The organism is Lysinibacillus sphaericus (assembly GCF_002982115.1).
GTDB classification, from domain to species: Bacteria; Bacillota; Bacilli; order Bacillales_A; family Planococcaceae; genus Lysinibacillus; species Lysinibacillus sphaericus.
Genome location: NZ_CP019980.1, coordinates 2,821,954 through 2,845,148 on the forward strand (window position 1 = coordinate 2,821,954; position 23,195 = coordinate 2,845,148).

General features: G+C 37.7%; 19 protein-coding genes. 4 read left to right on the forward strand and 15 right to left on the reverse strand.

What is annotated here, in order from left to right; translation table 11 throughout:
- Positions 1 to 29: 29 nt before the first annotated feature.
- The 4 genes from LS41612_RS14290 to LS41612_RS14305 form a co-directional block, all read right to left on the reverse strand.
- Positions 30 to 1,154, reverse strand: coding sequence for a conserved virulence factor C family protein (locus LS41612_RS14290; protein ID WP_024363479.1), 1,125 nt, complete (start codon positions 1,152 to 1,154; stop codon positions 30 to 32).
- Positions 1,155 to 1,166: 12 nt separating this feature from the next.
- The gene (locus LS41612_RS14295; RefSeq protein ID WP_024363478.1) at positions 1,167 to 3,053 is read right to left on the reverse strand and encodes an ABC-F family ATP-binding cassette domain-containing protein; all 1,887 of its coding nucleotides are present in this window, start codon (positions 3,051 to 3,053) and stop codon (positions 1,167 to 1,169) included.
- Complete coding sequence (locus LS41612_RS14300; RefSeq protein ID WP_024363477.1) at positions 3,053 to 3,673, reverse strand: HD domain-containing protein; 621 nt, start codon at positions 3,671 to 3,673, stop codon at positions 3,053 to 3,055. The genes LS41612_RS14295 and LS41612_RS14300 overlap by 1 nt, the downstream gene beginning before the upstream one ends.
- A gap of 825 nt (positions 3,674 to 4,498) precedes the next feature.
- The gene (locus LS41612_RS14305; protein WP_024363476.1) at positions 4,499 to 6,178 is read right to left on the reverse strand and encodes a formate--tetrahydrofolate ligase; all 1,680 of its coding nucleotides are present in this window, start codon (positions 6,176 to 6,178) and stop codon (positions 4,499 to 4,501) included.
- A 215-nt stretch (positions 6,179 to 6,393) separates the two neighbouring features.
- On the opposite strand from LS41612_RS14305, the gene LS41612_RS14310 reads away from it, so the two are divergent.
- Entirely contained in the window at positions 6,394 to 6,594 is a 201-nt protein-coding gene (locus LS41612_RS14310; protein WP_004269397.1) for a cold-shock protein, read from the forward strand.
- Positions 6,595 to 6,659: 65 nt separating this feature from the next.
- Here the strand turns inward: LS41612_RS14310 and LS41612_RS14315 are convergent, their stop codons facing one another.
- The gene (locus tag LS41612_RS14315; protein WP_024363475.1) at positions 6,660 to 7,445 is read right to left on the reverse strand and encodes a VOC family protein; all 786 of its coding nucleotides are present in this window, start codon (positions 7,443 to 7,445) and stop codon (positions 6,660 to 6,662) included.
- A 337-nt stretch (positions 7,446 to 7,782) separates the two neighbouring features.
- Positions 7,783 to 8,526 carry a response regulator transcription factor gene (locus tag LS41612_RS14320; protein WP_233433799.1) on the reverse strand — a complete coding sequence of 248 codons (744 nt, stop codon included), beginning with the start codon at positions 8,524 to 8,526 and terminating at the stop codon, positions 7,783 to 7,785.
- Between the two features lie 124 nt (positions 8,527 to 8,650).
- Here LS41612_RS14320 and LS41612_RS14325 point away from each other — a divergent pair, with 124 nt between their 5' ends.
- Positions 8,651 to 10,117 (forward strand): amidase, encoded by a 1,467-nt coding sequence (locus LS41612_RS14325; RefSeq protein WP_024363473.1) that lies wholly within the window; start codon positions 8,651 to 8,653, stop codon positions 10,115 to 10,117.
- A gap of 200 nt (positions 10,118 to 10,317) precedes the next feature.
- Positions 10,318 to 12,297, forward strand: coding sequence for an alkaline phosphatase family protein (locus LS41612_RS14330; protein WP_024363472.1), 1,980 nt, complete (start codon positions 10,318 to 10,320; stop codon positions 12,295 to 12,297).
- A gap of 49 nt (positions 12,298 to 12,346) precedes the next feature.
- Here the strand turns inward: LS41612_RS14330 and LS41612_RS14335 are convergent, their stop codons facing one another.
- The 9 genes from LS41612_RS14335 to LS41612_RS14375 all read right to left on the reverse strand — a co-directional run bounded on the left by LS41612_RS14335 (position 12,347) and on the right by LS41612_RS14375 (position 21,828).
- Positions 12,347 to 13,495, reverse strand: a complete 1,149-nt coding sequence (locus LS41612_RS14335) for a cyclically-permuted mutarotase family protein (protein WP_024363471.1) — start codon at positions 13,493 to 13,495, stop codon at positions 12,347 to 12,349.
- 305 nt (positions 13,496 to 13,800) lie between these two features.
- Positions 13,801 to 14,994, reverse strand: a complete 1,194-nt coding sequence (nagA, locus tag LS41612_RS14340; protein WP_024363470.1) for an N-acetylglucosamine-6-phosphate deacetylase — start codon at positions 14,992 to 14,994, stop codon at positions 13,801 to 13,803.
- Between the two features lie 53 nt (positions 14,995 to 15,047).
- Positions 15,048 to 15,902, reverse strand: a complete 855-nt coding sequence (locus LS41612_RS14345; protein WP_024363469.1) for a MurR/RpiR family transcriptional regulator — start codon at positions 15,900 to 15,902, stop codon at positions 15,048 to 15,050.
- Positions 15,903 to 15,918: 16 nt separating this feature from the next.
- Complete coding sequence (locus LS41612_RS14350) at positions 15,919 to 16,809, reverse strand: ROK family protein (RefSeq protein ID WP_307723615.1); 891 nt, start codon at positions 16,807 to 16,809, stop codon at positions 15,919 to 15,921.
- Between the two features lie 41 nt (positions 16,810 to 16,850).
- Positions 16,851 to 17,540, reverse strand: coding sequence for an N-acetylmannosamine-6-phosphate 2-epimerase (locus LS41612_RS14355; RefSeq protein WP_024363467.1), 690 nt, complete (start codon positions 17,538 to 17,540; stop codon positions 16,851 to 16,853).
- Positions 17,541 to 17,566: 26 nt separating this feature from the next.
- Entirely contained in the window at positions 17,567 to 18,406 is an 840-nt protein-coding gene (locus LS41612_RS14360; protein ID WP_024363466.1) for a carbohydrate ABC transporter permease, read from the reverse strand.
- A 12-nt stretch (positions 18,407 to 18,418) separates the two neighbouring features.
- Positions 18,419 to 19,303, reverse strand: a complete 885-nt coding sequence (locus tag LS41612_RS14365) for a carbohydrate ABC transporter permease (protein ID WP_233433800.1) — start codon at positions 19,301 to 19,303, stop codon at positions 18,419 to 18,421.
- Positions 19,304 to 19,372: 69 nt separating this feature from the next.
- Positions 19,373 to 20,770, reverse strand: coding sequence for an ABC transporter substrate-binding protein (locus LS41612_RS14370; protein ID WP_024363464.1), 1,398 nt, complete (start codon positions 20,768 to 20,770; stop codon positions 19,373 to 19,375).
- Between the two features lie 146 nt (positions 20,771 to 20,916).
- Positions 20,917 to 21,828, reverse strand: a complete 912-nt coding sequence (locus tag LS41612_RS14375) for a dihydrodipicolinate synthase family protein (RefSeq protein WP_024363463.1) — start codon at positions 21,826 to 21,828, stop codon at positions 20,917 to 20,919.
- 390 nt (positions 21,829 to 22,218) lie between these two features.
- On the opposite strand from LS41612_RS14375, the gene LS41612_RS14380 reads away from it, so the two are divergent.
- Positions 22,219 to 23,118 carry a PucR family transcriptional regulator gene (locus LS41612_RS14380; protein ID WP_024363462.1) on the forward strand — a complete coding sequence of 300 codons (900 nt, stop codon included), beginning with the start codon at positions 22,219 to 22,221 and terminating at the stop codon, positions 23,116 to 23,118.
- Positions 23,119 to 23,195 lie beyond the last annotated feature (77 nt).

Genomic DNA, 23,195 nt, shown 5'->3' on the forward strand with positions numbered 1-23,195 from the left:
TAGATGCTCTTGTAATGACTTTTATGCAATTATTGTTGACGTGATTCGGTCATTTGCTTCCACACTGAGCCTTTTGCTTCTTCTCCTTGCTCAATACGGGCAATCGCCATTTTCACTTGAAGTTTTACTTCAAATTCTTTGTCATCTTCGACTGCCTTTAACGCTTGTAAAGATTGCTCTGTTCCTACTTCATACAGGTACATTGCTGCGCGCCAGCGGACAAGTTTATTTTTATCTTGTAATGCTTGTTGCATTGCCTCTTCAAACTCCACAAAGCCTAGGTCACTCATACAGTCTCCTGCTGTACGGCGCACCGCAGCACTTTTATCACGCAATGCTTTTTCCAAGTATGGTACTACTGCTACATCTTCAATCATGCCTAAGTAGACCGTTGCCAAACGACGGATGGACATTTGCTCATCTTGCAAAGCTAAATCTAAAAGTGGTAAATCATCAAGCTCGGGATCTGCCATTTGATCAAGTAATTGGAAACGTTTTTCCCATTCAGGCTGTTGGAACTGTTCCACCGTTATTTTTAACTTAGCTGGTTTTTGATTGGTCTTTTCTGTATCATTCGCCGTTGCAACAATATCAGCTAAACGTTGTACAGAATAGGTCACATCGATTTCCTGTTTGACCGCTTCCGCAATTTCCTCAAGCTCACCATAACGAACGCCATAGTCAATCCATTTACGTTGGAAGATGTAGTTTTCATCGACATCTGTAGCAATAATGTTATTAAATGCATCGACAAAACGATCACCACAGCTCACACGGTATTCTCGCTGATTGTCAAATACTTTTACTTGTAACGGCACTTGCTTGTAGAACTGGACATGGACATAAACTTCACCGAAAAATTCATTGGCAATTTGGATGTCGCTAGCCTCCGCTACATCTTCCCCCAATACTTGTCGAATGCTCGATAAAATACTTTCCCAGCCGTACTTTGCATTACGTTCGACTGCAAAGAAGTCCGCTACATGATAGACGCCTTTAACCCCTTCTATGGCTAAAATAGCTGCCGCTTCTCCTGTCGCTTCGTCTTTGTTGTCCTTTGTAAAGTTAAAGCTTTTGCCAAACGGTAACTCCGTATCGACGATAATCTTCATTGAATTAGGACTTGGCGTCGGTTCAATTGTAAGTATTTTCATGTAATACACTCCTTATCCGTTTACGATTTCATCTAAGTACGACCATCTTTCAATGAGATGCTCATAATGTGCATTTAGTTCATCTAATTTCGCCGTTAACTCCTGCAATTTAGTAAAATCAGCGCCAGCGTTTGCAATCCCTGCCTCGGTTTCCATAATCGTTGTCTCTGTTTTTTCGATCTCATCTGCAATGGTTTCCCATTCTTTTTGTTCTTTAAACGACAGTTTTTTCTTGTCAGATTTTGGCTTATCAATCTTTTGTTTCTCCACTTTTGGTGCTTCTACCTTGACAGATGTTTCCTGCTCACGCTTTTGTAAATAATCGCTATAAATATCAAGCGACTCATCGACATGTCCTTGCCCGTCTAATATCCATAGCTTTTTAGCTATACGATCAAGGAAGAAGCGATCGTGGGAAATGGTGATGACGACGCCTGGGAAATGTTCGATAAAGTCTTCTAATACTCCTAGCGTTTCAATATCTAAATCATTTGTCGGCTCATCCAATAACAGGACATTTGGTTGTTCCATTAAAAGTCTTAATAAGTGCAGGCGCTTCCGTTCTCCACCGGATAATTTACCGATTGGTGTACCGTGTGCATGTAGTGGGAATAAAAAACGCTCCAACATTTGGGCAGCGGAATAGCGTACACCTTCTGCATCGGTAATGTCATTTGACGCTTCACGAATATATTCAATCATGCGCTCATTTTCATTCATTTTCGGTAACGTTTGTTTAAAATGGGCAAGTTTGACGGTAGAACCGACATGAATCTCTCCCTTATCCGGTGAAAGTTCGCCAGCTAGCATATTAAGTAAAGTGGATTTACCAACGCCATTGGCACCGATAATACCAATACGATCGCCTTGTTGCAGTAAAAACGTAAAATGCTCAACGATTTTTTGTGCACCAAAAGCCTTTGATATATTTTCAGCCTCTAATACTTTGCGTCCAAGGCGTGTTGTCGCTAAGCCCAATTCCAGTGACACATCATCTGACTTGCGTTCTAAGTTGTCTTCCAATTGTTCGAAACGCTGAATACGAGCTTTTTGCTTTGTGGAGCGCGCCTTTGCACCGCGACGAATCCATTTTAACTCCGAACGATAACGATTGCGATCTTTTTGGGCTGAAGCCGCGGCCATTTCCTCACGAATCGCACGAGCCTCTAAAAAGTCTCCATAGTTGCCTGTATGTCGATATAGCGTTTGGTCGGCAATTTCATATATATGGGTTGATAATTCATCTAAGAAATAACGATCATGGGTAATGAAAATAACAGCACCTTTTAAGCGCAATACCATTTCCTGCAACCATTCTGTGGACTGTACATCTAAATGGTTGGTCGGCTCGTCCAATAAATAAAGGTCTGCTGGCTCAATTAACACTTTTGCTAAAGCGACACGTTTTTGTTGACCACCTGAAAGGGTTAACACTTCTTTATCAAACATTTCAATACCAAGCTTTGTCAGCGCGGTTTTCGCAAGGGCATTGACATCCCAAGCTTGCTCCTCATCCATACGTTGCTGTAAGCTAAACAATGTTTTTTGTAAGCTTTCTGACGTTGGGTTCATCGCAAGCGCAGCCACAGTTTCTTCATATTGTCGGTTCAGTTGTAAAACGGGCGAATCGCCTGCAAACACGGCTTGTAGTACCGTTTCACCACTATTAAATGTTGGTTCTTGGGGTAAATACGCTATACGATATTTATTCGGACGATCAATGGCAATTGCATCCGCTTCGATTTGACCAGCTAAAATGGACAGCAACGTAGATTTCCCTGTACCATTAATGCCGATGAGACCCGCACGCTCCCCTTCATAAATTGTAAATTCGATATTTTGAAAGAGCGTTTTATCGCCCACTGTCTTCGTTAAATTTTGTACGATTAAATGACTCATTATGCTTTTCCATCTCTTTCATTCTGTAATTGCTGTAAAAAGCTGACCATAAATTGATGGCGTTCATTTGCCATTTGCTTGCCTTTATCAGTCGTCATTAAATCTTTCAATAATAAAAGCTTCTCATAAAAATGGGTTACAGAAGATGTATTTTTACTTCGATAATCTTCCTCGGTCATTGTTGTACGTGCTTCTTCTGTATCATCGTATAGTTTACGACCTTTGGCACCACCATAAGCAAATGTCCGTGCAATGCCGATTGCGCCAATGGCATCTAAACGATCAGCATCACGCACAATTTTCGCTTCAAGTGAAGTGGCTTTCAGTTCATTGCCCCCATTAAACGACACTTGTGCGATGCAATCACGAATATGTTGTTTTTTTGCATCACTAATCGGCAATTCATTAATAAGCTGTTCTTCTTGTTCTTTGCTATCTGTATACTTTTTATCACTCACATCATGCAAAAGCACCGCCATTTTCACAACCTCTGCATCTGCATCTGGTTCTGTATGTAAAATCGCTACCGCATTTTCATAAACGCGCTCAATATGTTGAAAATCATGACTCGCATCAAATTGCTCATAGATACCACGTACCTTGTTTTTTAAATCATTCATATCCATTCTCAGTCCTTCCTCTTTGCCTATTATACTGTATTGCTATCGGAAGTTGGTAACGATGTAGCCTTTTCTAGAGAAAAACAAATAAAAAATACATATCAATTGATTAATTATTCAGACTATTGTAAAATAAACATACAGAACAACCTCTATTGTTCTGTATACTCACAATTTGCGTAGCGTACAAAAAACTATGTGTTTTACTAGCTTAAATAACTTCAGCGGGCTTACAATTGAATACTGTTTGACAGAATGATGAAATGCGTATAGTGTAACCGATCATCTTCAATAAAAGTGAACATTTTCCCTTATTTTCAAGTTTGTCAACCCGCATAGTACATGTACAATACAAAAATTTGTGAACAACCAGTTAGTTTTGTTTGCACGACCACGAAGGCTTTTACCAAATGTAGCAAGGTATGATGGATTCTTCATTAAACGATGTTACCTTCTACTATTCGATACCTGAGTAGATTGGAACGTAACGTCTACCTTTAATGATTCATGTATCATCCACTATGTGATCATTTTGCGAAATGCCGCATCATTGGAGTCGTGCTAACAAGGATCGATAATTCATTTAGGCAACATTTTTCCGAAGTTCATTTTAGGTAAAAAGGAAGTAATACGTTACGAAGGAAGTAGGAAAGAAATTGACTGCATGTAATACCCTCCCGCTGAAGGAACAATAAAAGCTGCCCATCTTATTGAGATGTTGGCAGCTTTTATATTGTGAATGCTTTTACCCGCGAATTGAGGTATTTTATCCGCGTTTTTTTAAACTTTACCCGCGAAACAACTACTTTTACCCGCGATATTTAATTAAAACAACCCGACCGCATGTCCTTCACTATCAACATCCATACGTAGGGCAGCTGGCTGTTTAGGTAAACCAGGCATTGTCATTATATCGCCTGTTAAGCAAACTAAAAATCCTGCACCAAGCTTTGGAATGACTTCACGAATCGTTACGGTAAAGCCTTCAGGACGCCCTAGTAAACTTGGTTGGTCAGATAACGAATATTGTGTTTTGGCCATACATATCGGCAACGTATCCCAACCAAATTTTTCGATTTGCGCCATTTGTTTTTTCGCTTGGTCTGTAAATTGGACATCTTTCCCGCCGTAAACTTTCTGCACAATAGTACGTACTTTTTCTTCAATTGATTCGGTTACATCATATAAAGGAGAGAAATTATTTTCTTCATCTAACACAGATATTACTTGTTCTGCTAAGGCTAATCCACCTTTGCCGCCCTCTTCCCAGACATTTGTACGGGCAATGCGCACATGATTTTCTTGACACCAGTTTAGCACGGCTTCTAGTTCTGCTTCTGTGTCTGTAATAAAACGGTTTAACGCGATAATTGGTTCAACACCAAATGTACGAATCGTCTCCACATGTTTCGCTAAATTTTCGATGCCTTGTAACAGGGCAGGCACGTTTTCTCCAACAAGTGCTGTTTTTGCTACTCCGCCATGCATTTTCAATGCACGAATGGTTGCTACAATTACTACCGCACTTGGTTTAAAACCTGCTTTACGTGCTTTAATGTTCATAAACTTCTCGGCGCCTAAATCGGAACCGAAGCCCGCTTCTGTTACGACGATATCAGCTAGCTTACGTGCTGTTTGTGTTGCCATAATGGAGTTACAGCCATGTGCGATATTCGCAAATGGACCGCCATGAATAATTGCAGGTGTCCCTTCAAGTGTTTGTACTAAGTTTGGTTTGAAGGCATCTTTTAATAGCAGCGTTAGTGCGCCTTGTACTTGTAAATCGCGCACAAATACTGGCTCACGATCAAATGTATAACCAATCACGATGCTTGCTAAACGCTCACGCAAATCATCTATGCTAGTTGCCAAACAAAATACCGCCATAATTTCAGAGGCAACTGTAATATCAAAGCCATCCTCACGTGGCATCCCTTGTACTGGTCCACCAAGACCAATCACCACTTTTCGAAGCGCACGGTCATTCATGTCCATCACACGTTTCCAAATGATACGACGAGGATCTATGTTTAAGGCATTCCCTTGATGGATATGATTATCAATAAATGCTGACAGCGCATTGTTCGCTGTTGTGATGGCGTGTAAGTCACCAGTAAAATGTAGGTTAATATCCTCCATCGGTACAACTTGTGCATAGCCACCACCCGTTGCGCCCCCTTTGACACCCATTACTGGGCCTAGGGAAGGCTCACGCAATGCAACAACAACATTTTTCTTTAATTGATGAAGGGCATCTGCTAACCCAACCGTAACTGTTGATTTTCCTTCACCAGCTGGCGTTGGACTAATGGCGGTCACTAATACCACCTTTGCATCCTCACCATGAGCTGTTATTTTTAAAGGATCGATTTTAGCTTTGTAGCGACCGTATTGTTCTAATGCATCCTCTGGAATGCCGGCCGCTTTGGCGATGTCTATAATTGGCTTCATTACCGCTTGGCTAGCAATTTCTAAATCTGATAAAGGTTGATTTTTCGTTGTCATATGGAACCCTACTTTCTCTATATATGATTCAACTCCATTATAGACTTTATTGTGAAAGAATACACAGTTAGTTATGCAATATTTCGACAATCAATTGACATCTCTAATGAATTCATGTATGTTCTAAGAGAAAATGCAATTTTTCATATTTTTTCAATTATGTCACGATTTAATTGATAGTATTTTACATTCAAGCGCATTGGAGGCGAATGCTTATGCAACAAGGAATCGTAAAGTGGTTCAATAACGAAAAAGGTTATGGCTTTATTGAATGTGATGATGGAGAAGATGTATTTGTACATTTTACGGGCATACAAGAGGAAGGCTTCCGTACACTTGAAGAAGGGCAAAAGGTTTCATTTGATGTAGTGGAAGGCAATCGCGGTCCGCAAGCATCCAATGTTGTGAAATTATAAGGTACAAGGAGCTGTTCAACAACTGAACAGCTCCTTATTTATAAACGGTCCTACTTTAAACATCTCTAAGGGTTAAGCCAATAAAATGCCGAAGGAAACATTAATGTTTCCTTTGTTCGATCAGTATCCTTCAATGTCACTCCGAAAGGCCCTTCACTTTTATGTCCAAGCATCATTTTTGTAGCAGCAGCTTCTTCATAGAAATCTAAACGAATATTTGGCAAATGTAAGGCAATAAACTCGGAATGTACAACTGGCTCCGGTAATTGTAATACTTCATGCCATAACTTTGCTGTTGCCTGTGCATCTTGCACATAAAATTGCACAGATTCCATTGAAATCGTTTGTGATGTTGTTACCGCCCCACTGGCTATTAACTGCGCATAGCGCTCCTCATCTCCATCAGCCCACTCAATAAAAAATGGAAAATCAATTGCTTGCCCTACTTTCCCAAAATGCAATAGTTTCCAATGCACAACTGATCCATCTGGTCTCGTTCGACTACAAGCATCTGGTCCATAAACATCGAAACCAAGAGCACTTAATCGTTGTGCCTCTTGCTCTATATTTGTTGTACGTAAAGCAATTCTTGAAAAACCATAGCGCTCATTGTTCTGTTTGAACGTATAATGCAGAGAATACGGTAATTTAGCCGCTTCCTCAAATAGTGCATGATCGTATACTGCTATTTGTTCAATATAGCTTAATCCAAAATAGCTTAACGTATTATATGTCCCCCACATTGTGTGTTGCCCACCATTCACGGTATGGATATGACGTTTATTTAAAAAGACTTTCATATTTTCTGGTGACTGAACTTGATGAACTAAATGATCAAAATACAAAGTCATACTTCTACCTCCTTTTGTCCTTTCATTATATACTTTACCAGTTAGTTTTGTTGGTTTAAATTAAAATTAAAATATTTAAATAGTTATAGTACTTTCTCTATACTATGAAACTATTTTAAATGATGTCATTCAAGGCCTACAATGGATTTTGTCTTAAGATTTTGCGAAGTTTGTAGCTGCTTAAGAGGATTGTAATTGAAAAAATAGACTATAAAAAAATGACCAATGCCAGTGTTCTTTCTTAACATACAACACTGCTATTGGTCATTTTTTATGGGATGTATAAGGCGAGTAGTTAATATTTGTTTAACGTAAGGATTACGTTTTGTACATCATTTTATATACGAAAGTTGTCAGCATATTTTAACACGAGCTGCGTTCGGGAAGTGACTTGAAATTTCCGATATAAATTTTGCAGATGCTTCTTCACCGTATTTTCACTGACATATAAAATACTAGCAATTTCTGCATTTTTAAACCCTTTACATAAATAGCGTAACAGTTCCTTTTCACGTTGGGTAATTTGCAATGATTGTGCTGGCTGAACGTATTGATGTAATAAATAACTATTTTCAATCAAGCGCTTCACAACTAATAGCTTTTGTCGATCCTGTTCGGTAAAGGGCTTTTCCCCCTTTTTGCGCAAAAAGCCAATTGCCGCGGATGGCTTATGTTGTATAGTCAAATACATCACCATTTCATCTATAAAATCATGGTATTGTAAAAAGCTTTCTATATAATAACGCTTATTCTTTCTTGATATCACTTCGTTTTGTTGCATTAATTGAATATCAGGCTGGTTTTGCATATTCATCGGATGTAAAGGATCATAAAATTTATATACATTTAAATAATTTTCCACTGTATACGCTTCTACATTAAAACACACTGGTTGATTAGTTAACTCGTCATCTATCACTTCCCAGAATATAGCATGCTCGTAGTGACAACATTCACTTAATACTTGCAAAACATTCAATTTAAAATCTTCACTTGTTTGTTGCAAATTAATATTTGAAATTCTAACCATTGCTTCTAGTAAATAGTTCACCTCTTTTATTTCAAAAAATATTATAATCACCTCTATTCTCTCTTTTAAACACATATATTCTCTTTAAAGCAATTTTATACTTTCGGGTAATGTTACTTTTTCATTTATCATTTTAAAATAAACTTGTAAGTCAAACTAATAATGAGGTGATCAGATGAATTTACAAGAATATGCTTCCTATGATGGGCTTGGATTAGCAGAGTTAGTAAAAACAAAGCAGGTGACACCGCAAGAACTTACAACATTAGCGCTACAAGGAATTGACAAAGTGAACGCTTCGATTAATGCCGTTGTTAGCGTATTAGAGGAACAGGCTGAAAAAGCAATGTCAACTTTACATGAACAACAACCATTTGCAGGTGTCCCCTTTTTAATTAAAGAACTTGTCATTCATGCGGAGGATGTGCCACATAGTATGGGCAGTCGTGTGGCAGAAAAGGCGGTGATGTCCGTTGACAGTGAATTAATGAAACGTTTTAAAAACGCAGGTTTTGTATTAAGTGGTACAACGACAACACCGGAATTCGGTTATAATGCTGCAACAGAAGCTGTCGTTTACGGCCCTACTCGTAACCCATGGAATCTAGACCATAGCCCAGGAGGTTCAAGTGGTGGAGCATCTGCTGCTGTTGCTAGCGGCATTGTCCCTATCGCACATGGTAATGATGGTGGTGGATCACTTCGTATTCCCGCATCATGCAGTGGTGTCATCGGTTTAAAGCCCTCACGTGGCCGCGTACCGATGGGCCCTTACAATAGCGAAGCATTAAATGGACTAGCCATTGAATTTGCCCTTACTAAAACCATTCGTGATACCGCTACTTTACTGGATCAAGTAGCAGGGCCAGACTTAGGTTGCTACTCGGTTATACAAAGCCCAGAAATGCCCTATAGTAAAGCGATACTACAAAAGGGAAGACCACTAAAAATCGCCTGGACTACAGCAACTAATTCTGGTGTATCCGTCGATATGGAATGTATTGAGGCCGTTCATAAGACGGTAAAATTATTAGAACAGTTAGGGCATGAAGTAGTTGAAGCACGACCAGTTTATGACCAAGCAACCTTTTCCAGTGCAACGGTCAATATTTGGACAGCGAATATTTATAAAATGATTGAAGGTGCTGCCGCATTAACTGGGAAAACACCTTCACGCGATCATATTGAAGCAGCCATTTGGCAGTGTTATGAATATGGCAAAGAGTTAAAGGCTAGTGCACTATTAGAAGCCATCCATACGAATGCACTTGTGTCACGCCAAGTTGGAACATTCTTTGCGGATTATGATGTGCTATTAAGTCCAACAATCGCCACTTTACCAGCCAAAATCGGGGAGCTAAATGCCAATAACCCCACTATTTCAGCAATTGAATGGACAGAACAAATTTTCACATACGCACCGTTCACAAACTTGTTTAATGCAACAGGTCAACCATCGATATCATTGCCACTTGCGATGAGTGCGTCAGGCTTACCAATCGGACTCCAATTTACAGGGCGCTTCGCAGATGAGCTAACACTGCTTCAGCTTGGGAAACAATTAGAGGAAGCGGTTCCATGGAAAGACCGTCTTCCACACGTACATGTAGGTACTGAAGTTGCAGAAATTGCTAGAAAGTAAGAAAAAGGAGGTGCAAGCATGAATCTTGCACCTCCTTTTTCTTGTTTATTGACATTGGACATTCTATTAAGTCAAACGTTTGAAATAGGAGACAACGGGTATTGTTTGGATAAAGGCGCTTCGTGAATGAATACATAGCTAAAGGATAAGCGTTTAGGTGCTGTTTCAATTGCTAGTTAGTCTAAGAAAGGATAAGAAACATGAAAAAAACTTTATATGCAAGCATCATCGCTCTAAATTTATGTTTTTTTACCATCATGCAGGATGGTAAAGCAAAGGAAAATGATGAAACGGAACGAAAGATTGTCCTTATCTCATTTGATGGCATGAAAAATGACTATACTAAAAAATATGTTCAAGAAAATAAATTACCTCATATCAAACAAATGTTAGCAAACGGGGTTACTGCAAAAAATCCTTCTACCATTACCCCTTCTCTTACTGCCCCTTCACACGCAGCCATTGCCACAGGGGCGACACCGAAACAGACGGGCATCGTAAGCAATCATTTTCACGAACCAAATACAGCAATCGATAATGAAGAAAGTGGTTTCCAAGCAGAAAGCGAAGTACCGCCCGTGTGGGTAGAAGCTAGGAAACAAGGCAAAACAACCGCTACTATCGCTTTTCCTGGAGCAAATCCTAAAGAAGAAAAACAAGGTGATTTTGCTATTTATTTTGGTGAAACATGGTCTCCAAGCACTTTGGAGTCATTAACCTTTCAACTAGCTTCCGCATGGATTGATGCCCCTACAAGCTACAGCCCTATTAAGGAAACCGAATTGTCTATTGACATGAAAAATGAAAAAAATCGCCTTCTCCATATTTTAGCGATTGACTCGTCTAACGATCAAATACAAAACTATGACACCTTTATAGTATCTGCAGATAAAAAGGTCGATGCGGAAGACGTGATGGTAACAGCAAAGGAATGGGGAGCTCTTTCCTTCCAGTTAAAAGACTCTCTGTCCGCAGGTTTTTACTTTAAAGTAAAAGGCGAGATGCAAGACCTTAGCCATCCTGTAAAGTTTTATAGAACGGCCGTAACTTCTAGCTTAATTAGTGGTCCTAAAGGATTTTCCGATGAGATTGAGCAACAATTTGGTTTTTATCCTGTCCAAGATGACGACAGTGCCCTAGAAAAAGGATGGATTACGAGAAAGGAATATGAAGAAATCAGCGCCCGATCTGTTATGTGGGTTACAAAAGTTGCTCTTTATATAAAACAGCAATACAACCCTGATTTACTTATGTTTTATACGCCCCATATAGATTATGAACAGCATAAGTATTTATTAATCGATCCACGGCAACCAGACTTTTCAGTTAAAAAGTCCGAAAAATATATGGGCTATATCGAATGGTCATATCGTTTAGCGGATCAAGTAGTTGGTGAAACATTAAATTCCTTGAAAAAGAATGATGCATTATTTGTCGTCTCGGATCATGGAATGGAACCAGCCCATACTACTCTTTTCCCTAATAAAGTATTAAAAGATGCTGGGTTATTAACTGTAGATGAAAAAAACAACATAAACTATGCGCAATCAAAAGCTTACGCCATTCCTAGTGGCTCCGCGGCACATGTCTATATTAATTTGAGAAACCGTGAAAAGAAGGGAGTTGTACCACGTGAACAATATGAACATGTCCGTAGCCAAATCATGCAAGCTTTTAAAGAGGTAAAAGTCTCGGATAATAAGGAAGCACTTATTCAATATGATGTGCAAAAAATGAAAACTGCCATTAAAGTAGAGAGCTTTTCATTCCCTACTGTCCAACATCATATCAAAGATCTTTGGCACCATCTTTTGAAACCAAAAATTCATCCCTATGAAAAGGTCATAAAAAATACAGACGACAATAGTACCCTTTTAGAACATCAAAACGCAGGTGATGTTCTATTAATTGGCGCTCCTGGCTATGTGATGGGCAGCGACATGGAAAAAAATAGTGCACCAACGATTGAATTAGGGACACATGGAGGAGATGCTGCTAGAAAGATGTTACAACCTATTTTTATCGCTACTGGGACAGCTATTGTAAAAGGGAAAGAAATAAACACCACATCTAATTTAGATATTGCACCAACGATTTATCATGTACTTGGCTTAGATATCCCCTCATTTGTTGAAGGCGAAATTATTGAAGACATTGTTACCGTCCAAAAAAGGGAATGATTCACACAATCATTCCCTCAAAGTATGAGCAACACGCAACCGTTTGTTCTTAATCGAACAATAGTGTACCCGCATAAATTGCGTTTGTTCTTACCCCCGGTTTAATTTCTCCATTTATAGAATAAATGTTGCTATCCATTAACACTAAGCCCTCACCACAAGGTGCATCAAATGGGACTTTTCCTACAGAACGCCAAGTATCTTCTTGCGCATTATAGATGAGTACATCTTTATTCCACTTAAATTCATAAGGATCTGCAGTAAAGTATTTTGTTCTAAATGCCAAAAGTTCATCATCTTTTAATGTCCCTAAATTTTTTACTGCATCATCATAAACTTCTTTATTGAAACCGCCAATGACCATCATTTCATTGTTATTTAATTTGACTGAATTAGCGCCAAGTAAAGATAGCTCTTTGTCATCCAGTTTTACAGAGGAGGCTTTGGACCATTGATTTTTTTCAATATTATATTGGTAACCATCTGTATAGGCAACAGATCCGCCACCACTAAATACATAAAGGTTTCCATTTAATATTTGGGCCACACTTTGGTTTCGAACACTTTCCCCTGGTATCGAAGCTAGCTCTTTTATTTTCAATGTTTTTAAATCATATTCATATAATTTATTACTTTCTTTTGCATTTTGCTTACCAAGTCCAATATACAATTTACCATTCTTTTCAGCCGCTATCCCATCACTAAATGTAAATGGCAAATCCCCTATTTTCTCTACTTTCAATTTTTGATTTTGGTCAACCGTCAATAATGTGATATCATCTGCATATTCTTTGTCAGGACTGCCACCAATATAATAGATTCCCTTTTCTGTCGTGATAGACGCTCCATAACCAATCTCATGATTAAGGTTCGTATGCTCTACCAGCGTTAACTTGTTGTTATCTTTTTTATAGACATAGACATCGGAGTAATGTTTCTTTGCCCCTCCATTTAAAACTGTATCATAAGGGAAATTAGCACCTCCTCCTACGATTAAATAATCTTTATAAGAGCCAGCTAAGACGCCAGCTGTTCCAATATTCTTGTCAAATCCTTTTTGTGCCTTAAGTTCTCCTGCATATTCCCATGTTATTCTGTCCACTGATTCTCCGCCCCTAGAAGCTTCTACTTTTTTATTTGCCATACCAACACCTAAAACCAACATTGATGCCATAGCTACTACCAAAAATTTTTTCATACGTTCGCCTCCTCTTCATTTGGAAATATAAATTTCTTATTATGGATATAAAAAATAGTGCGCAAATCACCTCCTTTGGGGGATTGCTTTTATTTCTAAATAGCCCTATAAAAATTCTAAATATTCCGAATATTTAAGCGTGAAAAAGATTATTCTTTTGAAGGAAAACGATAAGAAAAGAGGTGAAAATAGCGTTTATATTAAACGACGGACATCGTAACAAAATCTATGTTGAAACGATACTTACTAGTATTTAAGAAAACAATCAGCTTCTTCGACAACAAAACTCCTTAAATAAACCAATGCTAGTCATCCATTGATAGTTCTTTTTGATACGATAGGACACCTCTACAAAAAGTCATTAGTACCTCGTAATGATCGTCTAAAACTACTATATCTGCATCCTTCCCTACTGCAATACTTCCTTTTCGATGACTAATATTTAACTGCTTTGCAGGATTTCTTGACGTCATGATAATAACATCTTCCAGTGTACAGTCATCACAGTAATGCAGCATGTTTTTCATTGCATCATCAAGTTTTAACACACTGCCCGCTAATGTGCCATTTTGTAATTCAGCCGTACCATCTTTCACGAAGACCAACTGACCGCCTAAATCATAATTGCCATTTTGTAAACATTTTGCACGCATGGAATCTGTAATTAAAATGAGCTTCTCACTTTTTTTACTTTGATATGCTAACTGAATCATTTCAGGACATACATGAATGCCATCTACAATTAACTCAGCATATAATTCTTCCAGCAACAAAGCAGCCCCCGCGACGCCCGGCTCTCGGTGATGCAATCCTTTCATTTGATTAAATAAATGCGTTACTTGCGTAGCCCCCGCAGCCATTGCCTTTTGGACTTGCGCAAATGTCGCATTTGAATGGCCGATTGAGATGACAACACCATGTTGTTTCAAATGCTGGATTAGTTCCAAGCCCCCTTTTTGCTCAGGAGCCAACGTAACTAGTTTAATGGTTCCTTCAGCTAGCTTTTGCCATTTTTCAAATAGCGAGATTTCTGGCAGCACGATAAAATCCACTGGTTGAGCCCCTGCCATGCTAGGGTTCACAAATGGCCCTTCTAAATGAACCCCTAGCACCTCTGCCTGACCTGGTTGTTGATGATTTTTTATAAAATTTGCTGCGTTTTTTAACGCCTGTGAAATATGGTCGTCCGATTGTGTCATTGTCGTCGCTAAAAAACTCGTTGTCCCTTCCTGGGGCAATGCTTCGACAATTGTTTCCAGCGATGCAATTTCTCCATCCATTACATCAGCACCAGACGTACCGTGAATATGAATATCAATGAGGCCAGGTATTACGTTATGTCCCTGTAAATCAATGATAACCGCTTGCTCATCCGTTCTATAATTGTGCATCCATCCTATAGCTTCAATGTTCATACCCATCATCTTTATAAATCCATCATCAATAATGCCATTTTCTGCATATATTTTGGCATTCGTTAAAACAATTGATTGTTCCATCAACCTCACTCTCCCCACCAATCAATTTACTTGTCCTAATATTTTGTCTGCCTTTATAACATCTTCTCTATAACCACTTGTGCAGTCAGTTCTTTGTTATGAACGGAGTCCTTATTTGTTTTCTTAAAGTATTCTAAATATAGTAAATCTAAAAGATAGAGCTGTGATATTTTTGCAGATAAACTGCCCCCTTGAAGTGGCCCTTCATTCGCGCCGCAAAGCAATGTAATATCAGAAAAACTTGTTAAAGGAGACTTGGCAAATCTCGTGATTGAAATAATTTTTGCCCCTCGTTCTTTTGCTACTTTTGCTACTTCAATTGTATCCTTCGTTGAACCCGAATAAGATATAAGCACAGCTACGTCTTGCTTTGTCATTAAAGCAGCAGACATAATTTGCAGATGTGAATCGAGCGAACACTCGGTTTTATTCGTAATTCTCATAAACTTGTTTTTGGCCTCCATTGCTGTCATTAAGGACGAGCCGACGCCAAAGAAGTGAATTCTTTGGGCATTAATCATGCACTCAACAGCTAGTGCAATATCCTGTTCCGATAGTAAATTAAAGGTTTCCGTTAGCGCTTGAACGTTTGAAGATAAAACCTTCGACGATAGTTCCACAATTGTATCTTGCATCGTAATGGCACTAGATAGTTGCGGGGTTTCATTATCGAGAGAAATGCTATGAGCTAACATAATTTTAAACTCCTGATAGCCTTTTAAATCCATCGTTTTACAAAATCGAAATACACTTGATTCTCCTACATGACACGCATCAGCCAAATCGGTAATCGACATGTAAATAACATCTTTAATATTTTCGAGAATATAATCAGCTACCTTTTTTTCCGTGTTAGTAAAAGAATTGTATCTCGAATGAATAAGTGAAAATATATCTTGTTTTGCCATTTTAATACTCCTTCTATTAATCGCCTCGTAAATGAAGTGACACAGCACCTAAAACGCCGGCTTTATTGCCAAGTGAGGCTTGCATAATTTTAACATCTGTGAAACTCTCCATCGTTAACGCTTTCACTTGATGTGCTATAATCTCAACAAGATGATCTTGCTCCATAACACCACCACCTATTATAATCGCTTGAGGATTAAAAATGTGAATGAAGGAAGTTAACCCTAATGCTACTTCTACTATCCAATCTTGAAAAACCTTTTCTAAGCTCTTTTCTCCCTGATGCATTCTTTCGAAAATGACTCTACCATTTATAAAGTCAGCGTTTATTTGCTGTGCTTTTTTTATTAAAGCCGTTGTCGAAGCGTACGTTTCATAACATCCTTGCTTACCACAGTTACACTTATTACCGAAAGGATGCGTAATCACGTGCCCAAATTCTGCTGCTAAGCCATTATGCCCTTTATAAATTTTAGAGTCTATGATAATGGCACCACCAATACCTGTACCATAAGTTAAACAAATAAAATCATGATAGTTCTGTGCTGCACCAAAATGCTTTTCCCCTAGGGCAGCTGCATTGACATCATTTTCAACTTTAACAGGCACTTTAAAATGCCTCTCGAGAATTTCCTTTAATTTAGTTCCCGTATAGTTTGGAATATTATCATTAGCATAAATAATAGAACCATCTGCACTATTAACCTGACCTGCCGTACTAATGCCTATTGCTTGAAAGCCTTGAAACTCATGGATTATCTTAATTAGTTTTTCAACTAAATACTTTCCGCCTTTGTTACTTTCCGTATCATATTCTTTAAATACTTCTAAGCGTCCATTATAATCTGCGATCCCTACTTTTATCGATGTTCCACCAATATCAGCGGCTAATATTTTCACTTGCATCATCCTTTAAAACACTATTCTTCTTCGTCTAGCAATCTTCACTATTGTATAGCCTGAACGAATCTTTTCGTAATTTCCATCGGTCTAGTGATTGCTGTACCGATCACTGCTGTATGAACACCTAAATCAAAAACGCGTTTCAATTCGTCTGGAGTCCAAATACCACCTTCTGCAATAACAGGAATCGGAAAACTTTGGACTAATCTTTTAATTAACTCTGTATCCGGCAATTTTTTATCATTTGTATATTCCGTATAACCACTTAATGTTGTACCTAAGCAATCAAACCCAAGTTCATAGGCCACTTTTGCTTCTTCATACGTGGAGCAATCAGCCATAAAAATTTGGTCTTTAAATGTTTCCCTAATTTTAGGGAAACATTCGCTGATAGTGGTGCCATCAGGTCGTATCCTTTTCGTGGCATCTAGCGCAATGATATCTACCCCCTCCTGATAAAGCAATTCAATCTCATGAGCAGTAGGTGTTATCACTACGTCGGACCCTTCACACGTCTTTTTTATAATACCAATAATCGGCAGTTCAACCATACGCTTAATTTCTCGAATATCTTCAATACTATTTGCCCGAATGCCCTTAGCTCCCCCAAGCATCGCCGCATAAGCCATTTTCCCCATAATAAAAGGGCTGTGAAGAGGTTCTTCTGGAAGTGCCTGACATGAAACAATCAGTTGTCTTTTAATACCGTCAAATACTTTTTGTTTTTTATTCATTTGCATACATCTCCATGGATAAACATTTACTTATCTGCTCCAATCGTTATTCCTTTTGTAAAGTACTTCTGGAAGAAAATAAATATCAGTAACATCGGAATTGCTGCTACAGTAGCACCAGCCATCTTATAAGCAAAGTTAGGATTTAAATCTTGCATTAAGGTTGCGATTCCTACCATTAATGTTTTGGAATGAACGTCTTGCCCAACAACAAGTTGCCATAAATAGTCGTTCCAAACTTGCACAAAGTTAAGAATAAATAAAGCACCTATACCCGGTTTAACTAATGGCAACATAATCTTAAAAAATATACGGAATTCGCTTGCGCCATCGATTTTGGCCGCTTCTCTTAATGAATCTGGAATGGTATCAAAAAATCCTTTTAGTAAAAATACCCCGAAGGCTGTTGCGACATTAGGCCAAATCATACCACTTAATGTATTGACCATATTCATATCTTGAATAATTCTAAATAGCGGAACAATCATAACCTCTTTAGGTATCATTAAACTTGAAATAAAAATAATGAAAATGATGTTTTTCCCTTTAAATTTCAATTGGGAAAAGGCATAGGCCGCAAGTGAACTAACAACAATTAAAGCAAATGTGGACATTAAAGCTACAAACAAACTATTATAAGTCCATATAAAAGCTGGCTGATTGTTAAATACATCTACATAGTTACTAAAGTTTAAGCTTTTTGGAAACCAATCTGGTGGCATTTTTACTACATCCGCACTGTTCTTAAAGGAACTTGTCACAAGCCAATAGAGCGGGAAAAGACTTAAACCGGCAAAAAATAGTACAATGCAATTTGTTATGATTTCTATTTTTTCTCTTTTCCTCTTGTTGTTATTTCTTCGCATACTCGTTCACCTCTAATTCTTCTTGAGCATTGTTCTTAGCTGTGGCGTAGATAACACTAATGTAATGAGGAACATAATTACACCTACTGCAGAAGCAATACCAAGCTGATTATACTTAAATGCATTATTGTATAAGTAATACATGAGTGTCGTAGAGGCGTTGTTTGGCCCTCCACCTGTTAATAACTGAATAACGACAAATATTTTAAGTACTGCGATAATATTCATAATAATAATGTAAATCGTCGTCGGTTTAACCATTGGAATAATGATTTTGAATATGATTTTCATGCGACTTGCACCATCGACTTCAGCCGCTTCAAAAAGTTCCTTTTGCACCCCAATCATAGAGGCAATATAAAGGATAATGGCCTGCCCCACATTTGTCGCAAATGTAACGAAAATAATGACTGGTAATACCCAATTCGTATCCCCTAAAAAGTTGACGGAGGCTAGTTCCATTTTTCTTGCTATAAAAGGAATAAGTCCATTTGCAGGGTTTAGCAAAAAGCTCCATATCATACTCATAACAACCGCCGAGACCATTACCGGAATATAATATGCACCTTGTATAAAAGACACATATTTCGCATTTTTATCAAATACAGTAGAGGCAACAAACAGGGCAAAAAACACCGTCAGCGCGACAATACATACTACAAAAATAACGGTGTTGATTGTAGACTGAACGAATACAGGATCACTAAATAATTTTTTATAGTTAGCAAAACCAACAAACACTTCATCTTGATAATTTATTTTAAATAAACTTAAACGGATTCCTTCTATAATAGGGTAAACTAAAAATATAAGAAAAAGTAAAATTTGAGGTGCGATAAACAAGTAACCTGTCATATTTTCTTTAAACGATTTTTTATTGATTTTCATCGCTATCATTTACCTTTCTACAATTTAAGCCCCAGCATCTAGGGGCTTAAATTGTTGTAAAGTTATATACACGCCATGCTATTTTTTATAAATTACAGAATCTGCTTTTGATTCTTCAATTACCTCATTGCCTTTTGTTTCATAATCTTTCACAGCCTGCTCCGCCGTTTTTCCACCCGTGTATAGTGCTTGTAGTTCTGGATATAAAACTTGTCTTAATTGGCTGTAGCCCGGTACGTTACCTGTGAAGTTAAACATGTAAGGGTCGTTAGCAGAATACGCCTCGAAATAAGGCTTTTCAGATTTGAACTCGTTGGCAACTGATGTTCTAACAGGTACACCATTTTTAGAAGCCTTGACAAGTTCAGCATCTGTGGAAATAAATTTCACAAAATCTTTACTAACTTTTATTCTCGTTTCATCTTTTGTGTCAAATACAGTTGCACCCGTTACATACGTGAACGATAATGGATCGCCACTTTCAGAAGGAATGTTTGCTAGTCTTATATCAAACTTAGGCGCTTTTCCACTTTCCATATCAGCCTTTGCGTTATTGAATAATATTGCGTTAGTAAAACTAATTGCAAGCTGTTGATTTTGGAACATCGCATTCACGTCATTTGAAGAAACAGATTCTACCCCTGGATTTGTTAAGCCATCATCGTAAATTTTCTTTAACCAATTGGCTGCTTTCACACCGTTAGCATCATCAATGATTAAATTGCCGTTGTTATCAAAAAATGGATTGCCAAACATTCTTAAATAAGCAAGATTCCAAGTATCACCTTGATTATTTAACGCATATAATCCCATAGGGTACGCATTGGAATATTGATCTTTCGGTATATCGGACTTTAACTTGTTTAATATGTTTTCATAGTCAGCTAGTGTCCAAGTTTTAATTTCATACTCTCCACCAATGTACTCGTCAAGTCCTGCAGCTTTAAACATGTCCGCATTGTAAGCTAAAGTACCTGGGTTATGCGAGAACGGGAAGAAGTACACATCTTCACCAAATGTCACACTGTCCCAATAACCTTGAGCAATATCTTTTTTTGATTGCTCATCCACAATATCATTTAATGGTACTAATGCTCCTCTATGCGCGTAGTCTCCCATGGCAAATACACTTTCAAAGAACACATCTGGAGGTGTTCCACCATTCAGATTGACATTTAATAGCTCATCTCGTTGCTCCCCTGCAATTACCTCTACATTCACCTTAACGTTATGCTCCTTATACTCAGCAGCGAAACGCTCCCCTGCATGTTTGAAGAAGCTATCATAATCTGCTCCATTTTCAGAAGCATCTAAAACCCCTTTCCATTGCGGAGTTAACCATACTTTTAGCTCGACCACATCAGATGAACTAGAGCTAGATTTTGAACTATCAGTAGAATTACTTGTACATCCTGCTAGCACTGAAAGTACAAACAAGATTGCTATTGCAGTTGCGAAATAACGCCTTTGAAACATAAACGACTCCCCCTTATGAATGTCATTAAATTAAAATTGCCTATATGAAAGACAAGCTTTTTATTAGCTTGTGTCCTCCCCTATGTGAAATTACACTTGTAATTATCGACAACCTTTATTACTAACGGTTGACCTTTTCAAGTGGACTACCCTTTATACTTTTGGATGGCGTTGTCGATTAACGCTTTAATACTAGCGATTTTATTTAAATCGTCACCCGATACCGGCTCTAATGGAGCTCTGACACTGCCTATATGAACCCCGTTTTGTTTTAAAATTTCTTTAATCGTGGAATATAGAGAACCATTTAACGAACATAAAGCAACGATAATATCATTAATATCATGTTGAATTTTTCTAGCATTCGCGAAATCCCCTGCTGACACAAATTTTTCTGCCATTAAAAATAGCTCAGGCATTACGGCATATGTTCCACCAATTCCGCTATCAGCACCGATTATTCTGCCTGAAACGTATTGCTCATCAGGCCCATTAAAGACGATAAAATTGTCACCGGCAGTAGCCTTAAATCTTTCAATATCCATAACAGGCATAGAAGAATTTTTTACCCCTATCACTTTTTCATTTTCTATTAGTTTTTTAAAGAGATTGAGTGAAAGGTCAAAACCTGTCGTTTGTGGGATATTGTAAATAATAAATGGCATTGTCGTTGCATCCATAATTTCCGTCCAATACTTATAAACCGAACTTTCTGAAAATTTAAAGTAAATAGGTGGAATGGCCGAGACAGCATCATAGCCTAATTCTTCTGCATATTTTGCTAAAATTACACTATCCCTTGTTGATGGTGCCCCCACATGTGCGATTAATGTAAGCTTCCCTTTTAGTTGGTGTGCCACATATTTTAGGGTCGCTTTTCTTTCTTCTAAGCTGTGATAAATACATTCTCCTGAACTTCCACCAACGTAAAGCCCTTTAACACCTTTTTTGTATAAATAGTTACACAATTCTTTCGTTCTACTTTCAGATATTTCTCCTTGCTCATCATAACAAGCATAAAAAGCAGGAATGATTCCTTTATACTTTTCTAAATTCACCTTTGAACACCACCTAAAAAGTTTTTATATCATTGTCCGTTGACAAAACACCACGAAAATAGCATGTTTTAATGCCCCTATTTTCGAAATGATAAAGCATGGCATTAACCTCTTGCGTTTTTTAAATGTCATTACTGTTAACGCTTACAAGTAATATTATAACAAGTCAAAAAAGTTGTAAATAATTTTCTTTATTTTTTTAATTTACGGAGAAAAATTCCACCTTCGTAAACAATAATAAAAAACTACTCCTTATAGACATGACCGAAATCTATTTAAAAGGACCGATATAAAAGGCTTCAGACTAGCCCACTTGATGTCTAGAAGTATTTAAATTGTTTTACAGATGGAGATACGATTGTTTACAATCAGTCTAAAAAGGAGAAACCAATGCTTAAGAAATTAGAAAATTATTTTCAGACTGCCTTTACAACTACATATAATGCACAAGACAACAGTAAATATTGGTTTATGACAGAAGATAATTGTAAATTTGGCATCGTCAAAACAGCCCTTTCAGATGCCGAACGTAATCTTTTACTGACTTTATTTCTTCCCATAGATAATACGATAAATGGACAAAATAACTCTAGCGTTCAACAAAAATGGTATGATTTTTTAAACAACGATGGAAAAGAGCTACCCTTTTTACAAGGTGTAAAAACTTTGCGTTTTTGCTATTTCTATCTCAAACAACCTATTGATGATTTACATAATTTTAAAGAGGCCATTACAGGAGGATTTCAGCAACCGGTAATACTTATGATGGACGATACACATGGCATTATCGTAGATGAAAAGCCCCAAGTCGTTTTTGATAAAGAGGCATTTAGCCAACTAAGTGATACATTAACAAGTGATTTTTTTGTTAAAATTTATAGTTATATCGGTCAACTGCATCAAGCTGATTTATTCGTAAAAGAAAAGTTTAGCTATGAATACCAATGTTTCAAAGCGATCCATCGATTCGCTGATCGTGAAAAATCACTCACATTTCACGAAGCATTGCCTTTACTACTCATTCATGCTCCATCACTCGTTAACAAAAACATACTTTCCAATTTGTTTGTTGAAAGTATGCAAGGGGAGGAGATGCTTGATACAATTCAAGTCTTTTTACAATGTAATTTAAACGCGTCTTCGACTGCAAAAAAACTTTATATTCATCGCAATAGCCTACAGTATCGATTGGATAAGTTTATAGAAAATACAGGAATCGATATTCGATCCTTTGCCAATGCCGCATTTGTTTCACTCGCTATGTTGTTGCTAAAATCAGAAAATTATTAATAGTTGTTCAATGTGCCCAATGATATTTTGTGTAATGTATACATATACATTTTGCATAATTTTCTCTTATACTCTAA

Excerpts from the sequence above, each read along its gene's own strand:
- LS41612_RS14290 (WP_024363479.1), bottom strand. The coding sequence starts at position 1,154 with ATGAAAATACTTACAATTGAACCGACGCCAAGTCCTAATTCAATGAAG.
- LS41612_RS14295 (WP_024363478.1), bottom strand. The coding sequence starts at position 3,053 with ATGAGTCATTTAATCGTACAAAATTTAACGAAGACAGTGGGCGATAAA.
- LS41612_RS14300 (WP_024363477.1), bottom strand. The coding sequence starts at position 3,673 with ATGAATGATTTAAAAAACAAGGTACGTGGTATCTATGAGCAATTTGAT.
- LS41612_RS14305 (WP_024363476.1), bottom strand. The coding sequence starts at position 6,178 with ATGACAACGAAAAATCAACCTTTATCAGATTTAGAAATTGCTAGCCAA.
- LS41612_RS14310 (WP_004269397.1), top strand. The coding sequence starts at position 6,394 with ATGCAACAAGGAATCGTAAAGTGGTTCAATAACGAAAAAGGTTATGGC.
- LS41612_RS14315 (WP_024363475.1), bottom strand. The coding sequence starts at position 7,445 with ATGACTTTGTATTTTGATCATTTAGTTCATCAAGTTCAGTCACCAGAA.
- LS41612_RS14325 (WP_024363473.1), top strand. The coding sequence starts at position 8,651 with ATGAATTTACAAGAATATGCTTCCTATGATGGGCTTGGATTAGCAGAG.
- LS41612_RS14330 (WP_024363472.1), top strand. The coding sequence starts at position 10,318 with ATGAAAAAAACTTTATATGCAAGCATCATCGCTCTAAATTTATGTTTT.
- LS41612_RS14335 (WP_024363471.1), bottom strand. The coding sequence starts at position 13,495 with ATGAAAAAATTTTTGGTAGTAGCTATGGCATCAATGTTGGTTTTAGGT.
- nagA (WP_024363470.1), bottom strand. The coding sequence starts at position 14,994 with ATGGAACAATCAATTGTTTTAACGAATGCCAAAATATATGCAGAAAAT.
- LS41612_RS14345 (WP_024363469.1), bottom strand. The coding sequence starts at position 15,902 with ATGGCAAAACAAGATATATTTTCACTTATTCATTCGAGATACAATTCT.
- LS41612_RS14350 (WP_307723615.1), bottom strand. The coding sequence starts at position 16,809 with ATGCAAGTGAAAATATTAGCCGCTGATATTGGTGGAACATCGATAAAA.
- LS41612_RS14355 (WP_024363467.1), bottom strand. The coding sequence starts at position 17,540 with ATGAATAAAAAACAAAAAGTATTTGACGGTATTAAAAGACAACTGATT.
- LS41612_RS14360 (WP_024363466.1), bottom strand. The coding sequence starts at position 18,406 with ATGCGAAGAAATAACAACAAGAGGAAAAGAGAAAAAATAGAAATCATA.
- LS41612_RS14365 (WP_233433800.1), bottom strand. The coding sequence starts at position 19,303 with ATGATAGCGATGAAAATCAATAAAAAATCGTTTAAAGAAAATATGACA.
- LS41612_RS14370 (WP_024363464.1), bottom strand. The coding sequence starts at position 20,770 with ATGTTTCAAAGGCGTTATTTCGCAACTGCAATAGCAATCTTGTTTGTA.
- LS41612_RS14380 (WP_024363462.1), top strand. The coding sequence starts at position 22,219 with ATGCTTAAGAAATTAGAAAATTATTTTCAGACTGCCTTTACAACTACA.